Origin of the sequence: Marinisporobacter balticus (assembly GCF_004345705.1) — a bacterium.
In the GTDB taxonomy this organism is placed as follows: Bacteria; Bacillota; Clostridia; order Peptostreptococcales; family Thermotaleaceae; genus Marinisporobacter; species Marinisporobacter balticus.
In genome coordinates, this window is sequence record NZ_SLWV01000008.1 from 20,373 (window position 1) to 37,638 (window position 17,266).

At 33.1% G+C, this 17,266-nt stretch carries 18 protein-coding genes and 1 riboswitch; of the genes, 3 read left to right on the top strand and 15 right to left on the bottom strand.

All coding sequences use genetic code 11. The annotated features are described in order from the left end of the window. Positions 1 to 108: 108 nt before the first annotated feature. The 4 genes from EV214_RS07530 to EV214_RS07545 all read right to left on the bottom strand — a co-directional run bounded on the left by EV214_RS07530 (position 109) and on the right by EV214_RS07545 (position 4,460). Complete coding sequence (locus EV214_RS07530) at positions 109 to 1,335, bottom strand: electron transfer flavoprotein subunit alpha (RefSeq protein ID WP_132244350.1); 1,227 nt, start codon at positions 1,333 to 1,335, stop codon at positions 109 to 111. A gap of 22 nt (positions 1,336 to 1,357) precedes the next feature. Next, entirely contained in the window at positions 1,358 to 2,143 is a 786-nt protein-coding gene (gene etfB, locus EV214_RS07535) for an electron transfer flavoprotein subunit beta (RefSeq protein WP_132244352.1), read from the bottom strand. 75 nt (positions 2,144 to 2,218) lie between these two features. Then, positions 2,219 to 3,358, bottom strand: coding sequence for an acyl-CoA dehydrogenase (locus tag EV214_RS07540; protein ID WP_132244354.1), 1,140 nt, complete (start codon positions 3,356 to 3,358; stop codon positions 2,219 to 2,221). Positions 3,359 to 3,818: 460 nt separating this feature from the next. After that, positions 3,819 to 4,460: a redox-sensing transcriptional repressor Rex gene (locus EV214_RS07545; RefSeq protein ID WP_132244356.1), complete on the bottom strand. Its 642-nt coding sequence runs from the start codon at positions 4,458 to 4,460 to the stop codon at positions 3,819 to 3,821. A 163-nt stretch (positions 4,461 to 4,623) separates the two neighbouring features. Here EV214_RS07545 and EV214_RS07550 point away from each other — a divergent pair, with 163 nt between their 5' ends. Then, positions 4,624 to 6,537, top strand: coding sequence for an ABC-F family ATP-binding cassette domain-containing protein (locus tag EV214_RS07550; protein WP_132244358.1), 1,914 nt, complete (start codon positions 4,624 to 4,626; stop codon positions 6,535 to 6,537). Between the two features lie 140 nt (positions 6,538 to 6,677). Beyond that, entirely contained in the window at positions 6,678 to 6,908 is a 231-nt protein-coding gene (acpP, locus tag EV214_RS07555) for an acyl carrier protein (protein ID WP_132244360.1), read from the top strand. A gap of 325 nt (positions 6,909 to 7,233) precedes the next feature. Here acpP and tsaD read toward each other — a convergent pair whose 3' ends face one another. The 11 genes from tsaD to EV214_RS07610 form a co-directional block, all read right to left on the bottom strand. Further along, positions 7,234 to 8,283 (bottom strand): tRNA (adenosine(37)-N6)-threonylcarbamoyltransferase complex transferase subunit TsaD, encoded by a 1,050-nt coding sequence (gene tsaD / locus EV214_RS07560; protein WP_243116591.1) that lies wholly within the window; start codon positions 8,281 to 8,283, stop codon positions 7,234 to 7,236. 128 nt (positions 8,284 to 8,411) lie between these two features. Beyond that, positions 8,412 to 8,837: a hypothetical protein gene (locus tag EV214_RS07565; RefSeq protein ID WP_132244362.1), complete on the bottom strand. Its 426-nt coding sequence runs from the start codon at positions 8,835 to 8,837 to the stop codon at positions 8,412 to 8,414. A gap of 148 nt (positions 8,838 to 8,985) precedes the next feature. Beyond that, positions 8,986 to 10,173 carry a cation:proton antiporter gene (locus tag EV214_RS07570; RefSeq protein ID WP_132244526.1) on the bottom strand — a complete coding sequence of 396 codons (1,188 nt, stop codon included), beginning with the start codon at positions 10,171 to 10,173 and terminating at the stop codon, positions 8,986 to 8,988. Positions 10,174 to 10,292: 119 nt separating this feature from the next. Further along, positions 10,293 to 10,358, bottom strand: a riboswitch (Fluoride riboswitch). Positions 10,359 to 10,413: 55 nt separating this feature from the next. Next, entirely contained in the window at positions 10,414 to 10,605 is a 192-nt protein-coding gene (locus tag EV214_RS07575) for a hypothetical protein (protein ID WP_132244364.1), read from the bottom strand. A gap of 341 nt (positions 10,606 to 10,946) precedes the next feature. After that, positions 10,947 to 12,164, bottom strand: coding sequence for an ABC transporter permease (locus EV214_RS07580; RefSeq protein WP_132244366.1), 1,218 nt, complete (start codon positions 12,162 to 12,164; stop codon positions 10,947 to 10,949). 10 nt (positions 12,165 to 12,174) lie between these two features. Continuing rightward, positions 12,175 to 12,888, bottom strand: coding sequence for an ABC transporter ATP-binding protein (locus EV214_RS07585; RefSeq protein WP_132244368.1), 714 nt, complete (start codon positions 12,886 to 12,888; stop codon positions 12,175 to 12,177). A 1-nt stretch (position 12,889) separates the two neighbouring features. Continuing rightward, positions 12,890 to 14,125 (bottom strand): efflux RND transporter periplasmic adaptor subunit, encoded by a 1,236-nt coding sequence (locus EV214_RS07590; protein WP_132244370.1) that lies wholly within the window; start codon positions 14,123 to 14,125, stop codon positions 12,890 to 12,892. A 178-nt stretch (positions 14,126 to 14,303) separates the two neighbouring features. Further along, positions 14,304 to 14,738, bottom strand: a complete 435-nt coding sequence (gene rimI / locus EV214_RS07595; protein WP_330571276.1) for a ribosomal protein S18-alanine N-acetyltransferase — start codon at positions 14,736 to 14,738, stop codon at positions 14,304 to 14,306. After that, positions 14,728 to 15,450 (bottom strand): tRNA (adenosine(37)-N6)-threonylcarbamoyltransferase complex dimerization subunit type 1 TsaB, encoded by a 723-nt coding sequence (tsaB, locus tag EV214_RS07600; protein WP_132244372.1) that lies wholly within the window; start codon positions 15,448 to 15,450, stop codon positions 14,728 to 14,730. The genes rimI and tsaB overlap by 11 nt, the downstream gene beginning before the upstream one ends. Continuing rightward, on the bottom strand, positions 15,447 to 15,902 hold the full coding sequence (gene tsaE, locus EV214_RS07605) for a tRNA (adenosine(37)-N6)-threonylcarbamoyltransferase complex ATPase subunit type 1 TsaE (protein ID WP_132244374.1): 456 nt from the start codon (positions 15,900 to 15,902) through the stop codon (positions 15,447 to 15,449). The genes tsaB and tsaE overlap by 4 nt, the downstream gene beginning before the upstream one ends. A 123-nt stretch (positions 15,903 to 16,025) precedes the next feature. Next, the gene (locus EV214_RS07610; protein WP_132244376.1) at positions 16,026 to 16,496 is read right to left on the bottom strand and encodes a hypothetical protein; all 471 of its coding nucleotides are present in this window, start codon (positions 16,494 to 16,496) and stop codon (positions 16,026 to 16,028) included. 181 nt (positions 16,497 to 16,677) lie between these two features. On the opposite strand from EV214_RS07610, the gene EV214_RS07615 reads away from it, so the two are divergent. Beyond that, positions 16,678 to 17,172: a DUF1850 domain-containing protein gene (locus EV214_RS07615; RefSeq protein WP_132244378.1), complete on the top strand. Its 495-nt coding sequence runs from the start codon at positions 16,678 to 16,680 to the stop codon at positions 17,170 to 17,172. Positions 17,173 to 17,266 lie beyond the last annotated feature (94 nt).

The following is a 17,266-nucleotide window of genomic DNA, read 5'->3' on the forward strand; positions in this document are numbered from 1 at the left end:
TTGATAATTTCTTTCAATTATTATCAAAATCATACTTGTTTTTTTGCATAAAAAATGGGTCAACTGCTCGTTGAGTCAGTCGCCCGTATATTTAAAAACATTTATAATTTATTTTGCTACTGCAACTTCTTTTAATGATGCTACAAGGTCATCCACTTTGTCTAAGGATTGTATTAATTGAGGAATTACATCATATAAGTCTCCAACAATTCCATAATCTGCAACATCAAAAATGGGTGCATTTGCATTTTTATTGATTGCAATGATCACATCTGAACTTTGCATACCCGCTAAATGTTGGATCGCTCCAGAAATACCACAGGCAATATAGATTGTTGGCTTAACTGTAGTACCTGTTTGACCTACCTGATGAGAATGATCAATCCATCCAGCATCAACAGTCGCACGGGATGCACCCACTACACCACCTAATTTATCTGCTAATTCTTTGATTAATTTAAAGCCATCAGCATTTCCAATTCCACGTCCACCAGATACAATAAACTCTGCATCTGTTAAAGATACTAATTCTCCTACTGTTTTAATAATCTCTAAAACTTCTGTTCTCACATCCGTTTTTGTTAATTTCACATCAAGCTTAATGATTTCTCCGCATTTAGAATCATCTTTATGCGCTTTGTCCATAACCCCTGGTCTTACTGTAGACATTTGTGGTCTGTGGTTTGGACATACAATTGTCGCCATGATGTTTCCACCAAATGCTGGACGTGTTTGCTTGATTTTTTTATCTTCTGGATCTATTTCAAGTTTTGTACAATCTGCTGTAAGTCCAGTATCTACTCTCGCAGCTACTCTCGGTGCTAAATCGCGTCCGATATGTGTAGCCCCAAGTAGCACGATTTCTGGTTTGATTTCATTAATGGCATCTGTGATTACTTTTGTATATCCATCCGTAGTAAATGTCTCTAGTAATTCATGCTCTGCTATATACACTTTATCTGCACCATATTGAGCCAATTCCTTCGCTAAACCTTCAATATTATTTCCAAGTACAATTGCACATAGCTCTACGCCGATTTCATCTGCTAATTTTCTACCTTCTCCTAATAGTTCGATTGCTACAGGCATAACTTTTCCCGCTCTTTGCTCAGCAAATACCCATACATTTTTGTATGCAGATAAATCTTTCTTCGGCGCCTCTGCTACTTGCTTTTCGATCGCTTCAAAAGGACATGCCTCTACACAAGCACCACAAGCAGTACACTTTTCATTGATTACAGCAAGTTTGCCTACCATATCGATTGCATCAAAAGGACATGCTTTTAGGCAAAGCTTACATCCCCTACATTTATCTTGTAATATGACAACAGCCATTTTTCTCCCTCCAATTCCTATATTAGATGATATGTTTTTGTTTTAAGCTAACAGCTAGTTTTTCTACCATTTCTTTTGTCGTTCCTTGTAACATTATACCTTTTCCTTTTGGTGCTGGTGTAAATGAACGGAATACTTTTGTTGGTGATGCATCTAATCCTACTTCGCTCTTATCAACGCCTAAGTCATTTGCTGACCAAACGATTATATCTTGCTTGCAGGCTTCATAGATTCCTTTTACAGACATATATCTTGGTTTGTTTAATTCTTTGATTGCAGTAAGTAATACGGGTGTTTGTACTTTGATTATTTCATAACCATCTTCTAATTGTCTTTGTACAGTCACTTCTTTTCCTTCTATTTTGAAATCTTGTACATAAGTAATCTGTGGTATATTGATTCTCTCTGCTAATTGAGGTCCAACTTGTGCAGTATCTCCATCGATTGCTTGTCTTCCAGCAAATATAATATCATAATCTGCAATTTTTCTTACTGCTGCTGCAATTGTATTTGAAGTTGCCCAAGTATCCGCACCTGCAAAAGCTCTATCACTAAGTAAAACCGCTTCGTCAGCACCCATTGCTAAACATTCTCTTAACATTTCATCTGCTTGAGGAGGTCCCATTGTAACTACAGTTACGTGTACATCTTCATATTGATCTTTTAGCGCTAGCGCCTCTTCTAATGCATTTGCATCATCTGGATTTAAAATACTTGGAACACCATCACGAATAAGGGTTCCTTTTACAGGATCTATTTTAACTTCGTTTGTATCTGGAACTTGCTTTACACAAACTATTACCTTCATCTTTCTTCCTCCTTTTATCCCATCTATATAAAATGATCTATACTATTTATTTATTTATTTAAATAAGTACTTCAATTATTTTAAAATGCTTGCAGCAATTACCATTTTTTGTACTTCTGAAGTACCTTCATAAATTTCTGTAATTTTTGCATCTCTCATCATTCTTTCTACTGGATATTCTCTTGTATATCCATATCCACCATGTAATTGAACCGCTTTTGTTGCTACATACATCGCTGTTTCAGCTGCAAATAATTTTGCCATCGCTGCTTCTTTTCCATAAGATAATCCTGCTGATTTTCTCCATGCTGCATTATAAACTAAGTGTCTTGCTGCTTGCACTCTTGTTTCCATATCCGCCATTTCGAATTGTAATGCTTGGAATTTTGCAAGCGGTCTACCAAATTGTTCTCTTTCTTTTGTATATTTAATGGTTTCCTCTAAAGCCCCTTGTGCGATGCCTAGTGCTTGAGATGCGATCCCAATTCTACCACCATCAAGAGTCGTCATTGCAACTTTAAAACCTTTTCCGATGTCACTTAATAGGTTTTCTTTAGGAATTCTACAGTTCTCAAAAATAAGTTCTGTTGTAGCTGACCCTTTAATCCCCATTTTCTTTTCTTTTTTACCAATAGTAAATCCTGGTGTATCTTTTTCAATAATAAATGCACTAATTCCTCTTGTTCCTTTTGTTGTATCTGTCATTGCCATGACTACATAAATCTCTGCAGTACCACCATTTGTGATAAAGATTTTAGAACCATTGATGATCCACTCATCCCCATCTAATTCTGCAGTTGTTTGTTGTCCTGCTGCATCTGTTCCTGCATTTGGTTCTGTTAAACCAAATGCACCTAATTTTTCACCTTTTGCAAGTGGCACTAAATATTTTTGTTTTTGTTCTTCTGTACCATATTTCATAATTGGCCATGCACATAATGAACTGTGTGCTGAACAAATAACACCTGTTGTTCCACATGCTCTTGAAAGTTCTTCTACAGTAATTGCATAAGCTACTTCATCTGCTCCTGCTCCACCGTATTCTTTTGGAACGAAAGTTCCTAGCATATGATATCTAGCCATTTTTTCAACGGTTTCCCATGGAAATCTTTCCGTTTCATCTACTTCTTCTGCTAATGGCTTTACTTCATTTTCTGCAAAGCTTCTAACCATCTTTCTAACCATTTCTTGTTCTTTGGTTAATTTGAATTGCACATTAATTCCCTCCTCTATTCTATTTAAAAATTGACATTTTTTTCACAGTTACAGTTATTATATTAGCATAAACTATGCCAAACATTCAATATGATTTTTATATTTTAAATCATTTATATTTTTTTACAATATACGAAACCTTTTATTATTTAGAAAGATCATATGCTAGTGTTTCACTTTGTTTGACTTTTAAGTTCATTATTCTACCGTTCTTTTCTAAAGATATTCCATTCCATTTATTACAATATTTATATATTTGTATAGATATCTATTCTATTTTAATCCAATCATTTTGATGCAAAAATAAAAAGATGTACATTTTTCTGTACACCTTTAGGCTTTGTTTTATACATTTTCACATTGAATTTTGTTAATTTGATGTCAATTTGTTTGTTGTTTGATACACTGTTTTCTTTACCGGACAGTTTTTGTAAAATTTTTTTACATATTTTCACACAATCTATTCTAAAGAATTATGTTTTAATAAAAAAGATAATGTATACAAACTTTCACTTAAATGAACATTTTCGGTCATCACATTTTCAGGAATATCCAAATCTGTAGGTGCAAAGTTCCATATTCCTTTTATGTTACTTCTAATAAGTTGATCTGCTACATCTTGTGCACGTTCTTTATTTGTGCAGATAATCCCGATATCGATATTATTTTCTTTAATATATTCTTCCATTTTATCTGAGTCCATTACTTCAATGTCTCTAATCCTTAAACCGATTAGTCGTGGATTAATATCGAACATTGCTTTAGGGATAAATCCAGATTTCTCAAAGTTTGTATAGTTTGCTATTGCTTGCCCTAGATTTCCTGCTCCTACAATAATTGTACTATAACGATTATCTAATCCTAGAATTTTCCCTATTTCTTCATAAAGTGCAGCAACATTGTATCCGTATCCTTGCTGTCCAAACCCTCCAAAGTTGTTTAAATCCTGCCTAATCTGCGAAGCTGTAAAACCAATAATCTTACTTAACTCTCTAGAAGAAATCCGATCAATTCCCTTATCTAATAATTCTTCTAAATATCTTCTATATTTAGGTAATCTTCGAATCACAGCCATTGATATTTTTATATTTCCTTTTTCCATATTGATCTTCCTTTATCTCCCGAATTATTTTTTATTACACATTATATCATTGTGGTATATATATGTCAATTTAGCCAAAAACATCTTGCTATACACTTTCCATTTTATCTTTTCCATTTTTTTGATACAATATAATATGAATATATCTGTAAGGAGGCGTTTTATGATCGCAATGTCATGTAATGGTATCTATAAATCCTTTGGAATTGATATCATATTGGAAAATATATCTTTTACGATAAACAGTGGAGATAAAATAGGATTAGTGGGTGCAAATGGTGCAGGGAAATCAACCCTATTTAAAATCATTATTGGAGAATACACTTATGATCGTGGAGAGCTGTATCTGTCTAAAAATATGAATCTCGGCTACTTAGAACAAACCCTCACTTTATCCTCTTCAGATACAATTTGGGGTGAAGTGCTTCACGTGTTTGACCATTTAATTAAAATGGAAGAACACTTAAGAGATCTAGAGAATCAAATCACAAAACAAAGTCTTAACCCATCAGAAAGTTTAACCAAGCTGATGGATCTTTATGCGCAAACTACAGAAGAATTTCAGCATAAAAATGGTTATGGTTATCAAAGTGAAATACGTGGTGTATTAAAAGGCTTAGGTTTTTCTGAAGAAGAATTTCACCAACCCATCATAGAGCTAAGCGGTGGACAAAAAACACGGGTAAATCTAGCAAAGTTATTGCTTAGAAAACCAGCTGTTTTATTGTTGGATGAACCCACAAACCATCTTGATATTGATGCGGTAGAATGGCTTGAATCTTTCCTTAAATCATATAGTGGAAGCATTCTTCTTATCTCTCATGATCGATACTTTTTAGATGAGACAGTAGACAAAATCTATGAAATCGAAAATAAAAATCTTACCCAGTATAATGGCAATTACACTTATTACGTTGAAAAGAAAAAAATAATCTATGAACAACAACAAAAGGAATTTCTCATTCAACAAAAAGAACTCGAAAAACAAGAAGAAATCATTCGTAGATTTAAGCAACATGGTACTGAAAAGCTAGCAAAACGGGCAAAGAGTAGAGAAAAGAAATTAGCGCACATAGATTTAGTAGACAAGCCCCTTCTCTTTAATAAAAACGCAAAAATCCATTTTGAAACACAAGTGAAAAGTGGGGAAGATATTTTACAAGTTGAAAATTTATCCAAAAGTTTTGGAGAAAATCATCTATTTAAAGATGTTAGTTTTCGTATATATAGAGGAGAAAAAGTGGGTCTTATAGGTCCTAATGGCATTGGTAAGTCCACATTATTTAAAATTCTCCTCGATAAGCTCCCCTCTGATACAGGATTGCTTCGATTAGGTCATAATGTATCTATCGGATATTTTGATCAAGAGCAATCTAGTTTAAATAAGCACAATACCATTATCGATGAAATTTGGAATGGAAATATTCATTTTACACAAACAGAAATCCGAACACTCCTTGGATCTTTCTTGTTTAGTGGCGATGACGTATTCAAGCAAATATCTACGTTAAGTGGCGGAGAAAAAAGTCGTGTCTCTTTACTTAAGCTTATACTTTCAAAAGCTAATTTTTTACTCATTGATGAGCCAACGAACCACTTAGATATTGCTTCTAAAGAGATTTTAGAAGAAGCACTGACCCATTACGACGGTACCTTGTTTGTAATTTCTCATGATCGTTATTTCTTAAATAAAGTAGCCACCAAGCTTTTGGTTCTTTCTTCAGAAGGCGCTGATGAATATCTAGGGAATTATAAGTATTATCAAGAAAAAAAGAAATTTCTAGAAGAATCTTCTATTTTTGTACCGGATATTAGCAAGACAAAAACCCAGTTGAAAGATGAAAAACGTAAAGAAAAGGAAAAACAACGAGAAGAACGTAAGCAAAAAAAAGATTTGCAAGAACTTGAAGAAAAAATAGCCTCCTTAGAGGATCATATTCGTCATCTTGAACAAGAAATGTGCAAAGAAGAAATTTATTCTGATCCTAAAAAAAGTAAACAGCTTCATGAAACATCTACTAGTTTAAAAATAGAACTCACATCACTTTATGAAAAGTGGGAAGATTTTTTAGTATAAAGATGCAGGGATATTTTTCTATCTTCTACCAATAAAAAATCAATATTTTTTATAGTATTTTTTATCTATATGTGGTAAAATAATCACGATAAAACCCACAAGTGTGGATTTATGAATTATTTTAGGGAGGTATATATATTATGAGTTTTGAAAAAATAAAAGAAATTATTATTGATCAATTAGGACTAGACGAAGATCGAGAAATCGCAATGAAAACTTCTCTTATGGGTGATTTAGAAGCAGATTCACTTGATGCTGTTGAAATTATCATGGCAATCGAAGATGAATTTGATGTTGAAATTCCTGATGAAGTTGCAGAAGGTTTCAAAAACATTGGCGACATTGTTAATTATGTAGAAGAAAACAAGTAGTTTGGATTATCCAAACTACTTGTTTTTTTAATATGAATAACGCGCATAACGAAATGAGTACTTACGGTATAGCATACAAATTTTTTATGCATATTTTATATGTTAATAACATATATATGATAGGGTATACTTATACCCATTTATACTCACAGTTTTTCCACATTTTTTCCTAAGTTATCCACATGTTCATTTGGAAATCATCCAGTTTTACTAAACAATGATCTTTTATCCACATGTTCATTTGGAAATCATCCAGTTTTACTAAACAATGATCTTTTATCCACATTATCCACATTTTTATCCACAAAATTTTCTGAATAATTTTTCATCTGCTTTCTCCCAACTTCAAATTTGGAATCGCATTTAAATATAAATCTGAAATCAATCCATTTAAATAGTTGTAATATGCTGCACAGCCAATCATAGCTGCATTATCTGTACATAATTTCGTAGATGGATATTTTATACAAAATCCTTCTTTTTCTCCTTCCTCTTTAAGCACTTCTCTTAATTGACTATTCGCAGCTACCCCACCTGCTACAACGATGGTATCCACAGCCTTAAGCTTTGCTGCCTTTATTGTTTTATTCACTAATACTTCTATAACCGCAGCTTGAAAGCTTGCTGCTACATCTTCTACTTTAATTGGTATATCCTTCTGTTTTTGAGAATTTAGATAATTTAATACAGCTGATTTTAATCCACTAAAACTAAAATCAAATTGATCCTTTTCTAAGTATATTCTTGGAAAGGTCATTGCTTTTTCATTTCCATTTTTTGAAATATCATCTATAATCGGTCCTCCAGGATATCCTAGTCCCATCGCTCTCGCCACTTTATCAAAAGCTTCCCCTACTGCATCATCTCTTGTTCTTCCTAAAATATCATAATCCCCATAATCTTTTACATAGACAAGATGAGTATGTCCTCCTGATACAACCAAGCATAAAAAAGGAGGTTTAAGCTCCCTGTGTTCTATATAATTTGCACAAATATGTCCTTCAATATGGTTTACCCCAACGAGTGGCGTATTTGTTGCATAGGCCATGGCTTTTGCTGTAGATAATCCCACTAGTAAAGCCCCTACAAGACCTGGTCCATATGTAACTCCTATATGATCAACATCACCTAATGTAACATGCGCTTCATCAAGGGCTTCTTGAATAACCATATCTATATTTTCAACATGTTTTCTAGATGCAACCTCAGGAACAACACCTCCAAATTTCTTATGCACATCTATTTGTGAAGAAATAATATTCGATAAAACTTCTCGACCATTTTTCAAAACTGCAGCAGATGTTTCATCACAACTGCTTTCTATAGCAAGCGTTATGAAAAACCCACCATTTTTAGGAGATAATAACTTACTCACACTACGCACCTTCCTTATCTTTTGTTCATATTTTTATAGTCTATAGGAAATTATAATCTTCCAAAAGAACACTTTTTTATATTATATCCAAAGATATTACAAATAGCAAAATTTACTACAATCCCTGTTTAAAACAATTCCCCAAAATCTTCTTTTTCCTCATGATTTTTCTGAAGTTTTACCTCGTTTATCACCATCTGTTCCTTCATCTTTCTTACTTCTTTATCTTTTGTCAAATTTAGCACCTTATAATTTCCCATAGACAATGCAGCAATAAATATACTATTAAGAAAGATTAAAAACAAGAGTTCTATGATGGAGTAATCAAAAATAACTGGACTTTTTATCCAAAGACGATAGTGATAGGCAGAGACAACCATCGTAGATGCTAACAATGTAATGATCTTAGGAATTCTTTGCCCTATATTTTCCCTTAAAAACACTTCTTTTATCACTTGTGTGATCAGATTCACTGCCAAAATCATCGCTGTGACAGAAGAAAGAAATTCCATATTAAACAAGGTTAATGCTTTACTTGCTTCCTCAACACCCAATTTTTTCATCTCCTTTTTTTATTAGGGACCATCAAAAATAAGTTTAATTTTTTTCTTAATTCTATATATGCAAAAAACCTGCGTATGGTTCAGCATACGCAGGTTTTTATTTGTGAAATTCCGTTGCTCAAAGTTCTTCGAAAATATTTTATTCCGCTCTGTGAGTCAACCATTTTTCTCCAAATACTTTTATTCCTATAGCTCCTAGTGGCGCTGTAATAATAATAGAAAGTACTGCAATTGCCAATATTAATTCTCCCGATGCAACACCCGCTTCCAGTGGTACAGCACCAATCGCTGCTTGTACAGTTGCTTTAGGTACGTATGCAATCATACAAAAAACTCTTTCTTTCCAATTCAGTTCTGTCGCCAAAGTAGATATGAACACACCCATACATCTTGCAAGTAGTCCTATCGCAATCACCACAAGACCTAAAATTCCTGAATTAAAAGCTACATCAATATTTACCTGTGCTCCCACTAAAACAAATAGCATTAATTCTGCAAAAACCCATATTTTATTGAACTTTTGAGATAATGCATCTGCGATTTTAGAAGATTTTTCACGTATATAGAATCCCACCATCATCACGCCTAACAAACTTGCAATAGGAATGATTCCCTTAAAATATTCTTCAATAGTAGTAAGCACAATTGCTGCTGCTAATAGTATTAGGGTCTTTTTTGTATCCCTTATATGATATCTTCGAAAAAGAACCAGCATCACCATACTCATTATTAGTCCCATAAGAATTCCCAAAATAATAGATATAGGAATTCCTGCGATCTGCATAGAAATATTTACATTTTTCCCTGTATACATCCCTAAGAAACTTGAAAAGATGGTAATGGCAAAAACATCATCAATAGATGCACCTGCAAGTATCAGGGTAGGAATTCCTTTTTTTTCACCCAATCCGCTATCAATAAATGACAGCATAAGGGGTACTACAACCGCAGGAGATACAGCTGCTATAATAAATCCTAACATACCCGCTTCTATTTTGGATATACCAAATAAGTAACTGGCCAATAACATGACCATAAATCCTTCACAAAGTCCTGGAATACAACTCATTTTTATAGCTGGAATCCCTACCTTCTTCAAAGCATCTCTTTTTATACCAAGACCAGCTCTGATCAATATAACAATCAATGCAATTTTTCGTAAATCCGCTGAAATATCTAAAATATCAGCGCTAATAATATTCAATCCATAGGGTCCAATCATGATTCCTAATATCAACATACCTAGTAGTCCAGGAAGCTTTATTGCATCAAATATTTTATTTAATGCTAAACCTAAGAGAATAATAATTGCTAAACTAAATCCCATATCTATCATCCCTTCTTTTACAAAATATTCTAACACCGCTATCGCAACTGCTCATTTACCCAATGAAATTACAAATAAGACATTTTAAAAAACAAAAAACTCCTACTTAGATGTATACGATCTAAGTAGGAGCCATCAACTGCAATTTGCAATGTTTAAAGGTGAGCTCCATCACCTAAACACATTATACTATAATTTATAGCAAAGTCAATCTTTCCATCTTAAAATATATTTTTTATTTTACCCTTCATCCGTAATTTTTATAAGGATTTTATCCACCAGATCAATATCACATTTATGCGCTTTTGTGAAATGTTTGCAATTTTCACAGGTACAATTTGCCCCAATTTCAGAAGTAAAGGTTCCTTCATAGACACTTCTAAACTGACTACAATTCTCTGCTACTGCTTGTAATTGTTCTGAACTTGCCATATAATATTCCTCCTCTGTTTTAAACTTATCTTTGCACAAATAACCCATCCAAAACTTAAAATAGCATCAAGATTTAGCATAGGTTATCTATATTATTTGTAGCCTTATATAAAAAAATTCATATACATCTGTCGCAGCTACTCATTTCGCAAACAAAATCTTTTAAAAACTATTTCATACGGTAGTTATTCACAATCTAGCATTTCCTCGTAAGTAAAATATACAAATCCAGAGGAATCTTCTGGATTTGTATATTAAGGTAATGGTTCTATATTTTTTGGTTTTTGAATAATCACTTGCCTAGTTTCTTATTTTTTCGTTTTATATCATACATAAAAATACTACTCATATCTTAAAGCTTCAATCGGATCTAATTTTGAAGCTTTGTTTGCAGGATATATCCCAAAGAAAACCCCAACCCCTGCTGAGAAGATCCATGCAATAGCTATGGTACTGATAGATACGCTTGGAGGTATTTTTATAAAATTTGCAATGATGATAGATATTCCTATCCCTAAGAGCGTTCCAATAACCCCTCCAATACCTGATACAATGATGGATTCTACTAAAAATTGCAGTAGTATATCTTTTCGTTTTGCACCAATTGCTTTTCTTATACCGATCTCTCTCGTTCTTTCTGTAACTGAAACAAGCATAATATTCATAACCCCAATACCGCCAACCACAAGAGATATTGCAGCAATGGCACTTACAACAGCAGTGATTACTCCTGTAACCTTATTGACAGATTCCATTTCTCCTTCTGCTGTATAACTTCTATACTTGTTTTCTCCATCATTTCCATGTCTTCTTTCTAATAGCTTTATCATCTTTTCAATCGTACTATTTGCATCTATCCCTTTTTTTATGCTTAGATCGATCCCCCAAATATGTTCACCCATACCCCTTACTTTTGCTAGCGTTGATACAGGTACAAATATTTTTGGCGTTTTTTCGCCGCCTCCCATATTACCAAGATTGCTCTTTGGTTCTTCGTACAAACCTACGATTACAAAAGATGTTTTGGTATATCCCATATCCACCATAATGTTTTCTCCTAAAACATTGCTTCTTCCAAAAATATCCATAGATGTTTCGTTGTCAATAATTGCTACCGATCGTTTTGCCTTTACATCACTGTTTGTTAAGTACCTTCCATTTATCATGTTTACCTTTTCAATTTTGTCATAATTTTCATTTCCACCCACCAGTGATACCTTAATGATTTCATTTTTCGATTTGATTTTTCCACTTTCTTCTAAACTCTGAATGATCGCATCGAATTTATCTCCAAAAGCATTCTTTAATGCTTCTATATCACTCGTAGTTAAATAATCCTTTTGCGTAAGCGTTTCTCTCCAATTCGTGCCGATATATGCTCTACCTGTACCAAATTGTTCAAATTCTTTATCGATTGCACTTTGACTTCCCTGCCCTAATGTAACTACTGTAATAACAGAAGATATCCCAATAATAATGCCTAACATCGTAAGCAGTGAGCGCATTTTATTTACCCAAATGGCATTCATTGCCACCTGTACACTTTCTAAAAAATTCATGATACCACCTCTATTCCTTCACAGTACTAACCCCAAGTATAATCTGATTTTCTACCAATTTATCTTCTACCACTTCTCCATCTCTGAAAGTTATGATCCTTTTAGTATGCGCAGCTATTTCTGGTTCATGAGTTACCATGACAATGGTCGCGCCTTCATTATTCAACTGCTGAAATATAGCCATAATTTCATCTCCAGATTTCGTATCCAAATTTCCAGTAGGCTCATCAGCCAAAATAATATCAGGATTATTAACAAGTGATCTTGCAATGGCAACTCTTTGTCTTTGTCCTCCTGATAATTCGTTTGATTTGTGATCTATTCTGTCTCCTAGCCCTACTCTTTCTAAAGCTTCTATGGCTCTTTTATGTCTTTCCTTAGGAGGAACCCCTGCATAAATCATAGGAAGTTCTACATTTTTTAGTGTGGAAATACGTGGTAATAGATTAAAGGATTGAAAAACAAATCCTATTTTTTTATTCCGAATAACTGCAAGTTCTCCATCACTTAATTCCTCAATCTTTTCTCCACCCAATTCATATTTTCCTTCACTTGGCTTATCTAAACATCCTAATATATTCATCATTGTAGATTTTCCTGATCCAGATGGTCCCATAATCGATACAAATTCTTTCGGCTTAACTTCTATAGTGGCCCCTTTTAATGCCTCTACAGAAATACTTCCATTTTTATAAATTTTCTTTAAATTTTCTATTTTTATCATACTACATCACCTTTTCACTGACTTTATCACCATCTTTAATACTTTCTGTAGGATTCATAATCACATGATCCTTTTCTTTAAGGTCTTTCCCTATTACTTCCACTTCAAGATCACTTTCTATCCCTAATTGAATCTTATGTTCTTGCACTTTTCCATTCTTTACAGTAAAAATAACTTTTTCTCTATTTTTTCTTGTAAATATAGTTTCATAAGGCAATACAAAAACATTTTCTTTACGCTGTGTTAATACATCTATCTTTGCTGAAAACCCTGGCTTTAAGCTTTTATCTATATCTTGTATCTCAACCTTTATCTCTACAACATTCTCTTTTCCCTGTCCTGTTTCAACTGTTTGTGCAAATGAACCAATATATTTTACTACGCCTTCATAATTCTTTCCTTCAAAAGCATCCCCCGTAATCTTTACAGGATCTCCTAATTTTATTTTACTTGCATCATATTCATTAATCTCTGTAACGATTTCTAAATGCTCTACATCCTGTATAAACATTAAAGGCACAAAGGTCTCCACAATCCCACTTTCTGCAATCTTGGTATCTACAACGGTTCCTGTAATAGGGCTCTTGATCGTATGTTTTTTTAAATCATCATTTAATTTTTCAACCTCTAATTGAGCAAGCGCTACTTGCTTTTGCTGCTTACTAATTTGTCCAGTATTTTCTCCATCTCCTAATTTTTTCTTTGCTTTTATATAATCATTATTCATTTGGTCTAAATTATTTTTTGATTCATCTAATTCTTTTTTGCTTAGTGCCGAAGCTTCATAAAGCTGCTTATTTCTTTCATATGTATCTAGTGCATCATCAACCTTTATTTGTGCATTGTTTAATTCGATCTCTAAATCTGTCTTTAACTGTTGTAATGTATTTTTTTGAATCTCTAGTCTCGCTTGTGCTTCTTTAATTTTGTAGAAAATATTTGTCTGTTCTAATTCCATCAAAACTTGGTCTTTCTCAACCTGATCTCCTTTTTCAACGAATACCTTTTCAATCTTTTCCTCTACATCAGAAACAACCTCTCTCTTATCCATCGATAAAATTTGACCTGTTGCTTGTATGTGTGATTCAATATCTTTCTTTTGTATTTCTGTAGTTTGAACACCTATATCAGAATTCTGTTCCTTTTTATTCGCTATAACCGTTCCTACCCCTACTAAAGCAATCCCTACAATAATCAGTACGATAATCAGTATCTTCTTTTTCTTCCCCTTTGACATGATAAATCCCCTTTCTCATATATATAGGGCATACATATGCATGCCCTATAAACATTTCCATTATTCACTTTAGTACATTTTATCAAATTCTGATAAATTTTTCCTTACAATTTCCTTACAATTTCTTTACAATTTACTTAAATTTTCCTTTAATCTCATTAAATTTCATTTTTTGAGATTATTCTCTCCACATGATCATGGCATCTTCGCCATTGTCCTCATAATATTTAGGCCGAATACCACAATCTTTAAATCCATATTTCTTGTATAAATTTTGGGCAATCTTATTAGACACTCTTACTTCCAAAGTAATTCTATTTATGTCTTCCTTTTGCGCCATTTCAATTAACCCTTTAACAAGCATATTTCCATATCCATATCCGCTTGCCTCTGGATGTATGGCAATGTTTGTAATATGTCCTTCATCCAATATATTCCACATTCCCCCATAGCCTATGACACTTCCATCTAATTCTAAGACCATATATCTCGCAAATTTATTTTGTTCAATCTCCGCTAAAAAAGCATCATAACTCCAAGGAATAGGAAAGCATAATTTTTCTATCTGACAAACTGCTTCAATATCTTCTACATCCATTGATCTAGTCTTCACATTCCCCACACCTTTTCATTTTTTCTTCATATTGTCTTTCAGCTTCCGATTTTCTTAAATAGGTTGGGGTTAATTCATAATAATTTTGTAGTTTTTTATTTTTTGCCTTTTGTAATCCAATCTGCGCAACAGAAGAAGCCCTTGGCATTTTCACACTATTCGGTGCAAATACTGCACGTTTCTTTAGTTTTTCTATTAAATAATCTTTATTATTCTCTATGCCATCTCCTAAAAACAGAACATTTTCAGGTCTTTCTGATAATTTTTCTACTAGATTTTCTATGGATATTGCCATAGGTTCTTCTATGATATGTAAATTTTCATGATCCCATTTATATACACCTGCATATACTTGACTCCTTTTAGCATCTAAAATAGGACATATGATGCCATGGGAAAAAGCACTATTCATTGCTAATGCATCGAGTGTAGATATGCCTACAACAGGAATATTTACAGCATGCGCAAGTCCTTTTGCAGTAGCTACCCCAATACGCAGTCCTGTAAAAGAACCTGGTCCCTCTGCTACTGCAACCACATCAATATCCTGCATTGTTAATTCACAGTTCTTTAAAAGTTCTTCAATCATTGGCATTAGCTTTTGAGAATGTGTTCTCTTGTGATGGATCGTATACTCTCCAATTAATTTACCTTCATCCATCACTGCCACTGTAGCAACAATAGATGAAGTATCTAATGCTAGAATCTTCATATTTTCTTCAGCTCCTCTATGATTCCTTCAAAATGATGGTTTGTTCCAGTAATTTCTATTTTTCTCGTATTTTCATCTATCTTTTTTATATGAATCCATAAATGTGCTTTTGGAATTAATTCTCTTATTTGCGATGCCCATTCAATCAAACATACACCTTCCCCATAAAAATATTCTTCATATCCTAAGTCTTCCATTTCTTCTATTTCACCTATTCGATATACATCAAAATGGTATAGTGGCACACGTCCCTCATACTCATGAATAATGGTAAAAGTAGGGCTTGTCACACATTCACCAACCTCTAGTCCTTTTGCAATTGCCTTTGAAATAGCCGTTTTTCCCGCGCCTAAATCGCCTGTTAAGCATACAACATCTGAAGCTTTAAGTAGTGTTCCTAGTTTATATCCTAAATCATAAGTTTTTCGTTCACTATTACTGATCATCTCCATTGTTTTCACCTCTTTTTATAAAAATCATACCATCATTATATATTTTTAAAAAAAATGCTGCAAGGGCAAAGAATCATACAATCAAAAACAGAATTCTTTTTTACAAGAATTCTCTTTCAAGTGTTACTGGGTAATTTTCTTTAGCCAAGTAAATTCATTCAATAAGGATATATCTTTTTTATGTCCTATGTACACAATAAACGCTAATACCCCTTCGTGAGGCAATAAAAATAATAATCTCATCCCATTCTTAGACAATAGATGTATTAGATTCACATCAATAAATATAAACAATGATCCTTCAATTAACGTAACGATAATGCATGATACTAAAATAGCGATGCTCCCAACAATCCATTTGACTTTCATAATCAAACAAGTATAGACAATCAAAGTGCATAATATTGCAAATGTATGTACACCAAAATCTACATATTGCCTTATGAAATAAGTAGTAACGCCTTGCAGAATTCCTATAATAATTACTTGCCTAAGCTGCGGCTTTACTCTCATTAATAATAACCCTGCCCATACCATTAAGATAGCTTCTGGGATCGCACCAAGTATTACTATTTTTATAGGCATTATATCCATTCACATTTCCCCTTTTTACTCTCTACTATTTCCTTTGAAAAACAATCTTTCCATCGATCCATGTATACTCTCCCTTTAACTTATTCATATTCACCATATTTTCCATAATTCCTCTAAATTTTTAAAGGATTATTCTCTTACTTTATAGAACATTACTCTATATCAACTGGAGGGATTTTCTATGAATAGGCGCAGTAAATTTTTAATCATTTTTCTTCTTTTAGCTTTTTTCATACTGAATACTATTCCTATTCCTATATTAATCTTAGAAGATCTAAAAGCTTCTAAAATAATATTTGTGCATAAAGTTTCCCCTAATGACCAATTCACCATACATTGGATGCACTCTGTAGAATTAGCCCCTTGGGAAGAGATCTTTTCTATTGATGATGATTGCAATATCATCCTAGATTCTACAAGATTCAAAGCATTTGGTGCAGGCGTTCCTGATGCTGCTGGGAAAAAAACTGTCATCAAGAATGGATGGATTTATTTTTTGAATATCGATAAAGATATGCCCAACCTTACTTATGGTATATCAAACTTTGCAAAACATACCTTCTATTTTAAGAACAAGACTTTAAAACTTTATAATATGGTTCCAAATGATAACCCTATTAAAATATATACAAAGAAAATTTCACTTCTTTCTTATCTATACTACAAAAACATATGATTTTATATAAATCGACAAGTTGAGTATTCAATTTATAATCATTCTTCCACGTTCTATGAATATACAGTTTCTATTTTGTGTAAATTTTTCCTAT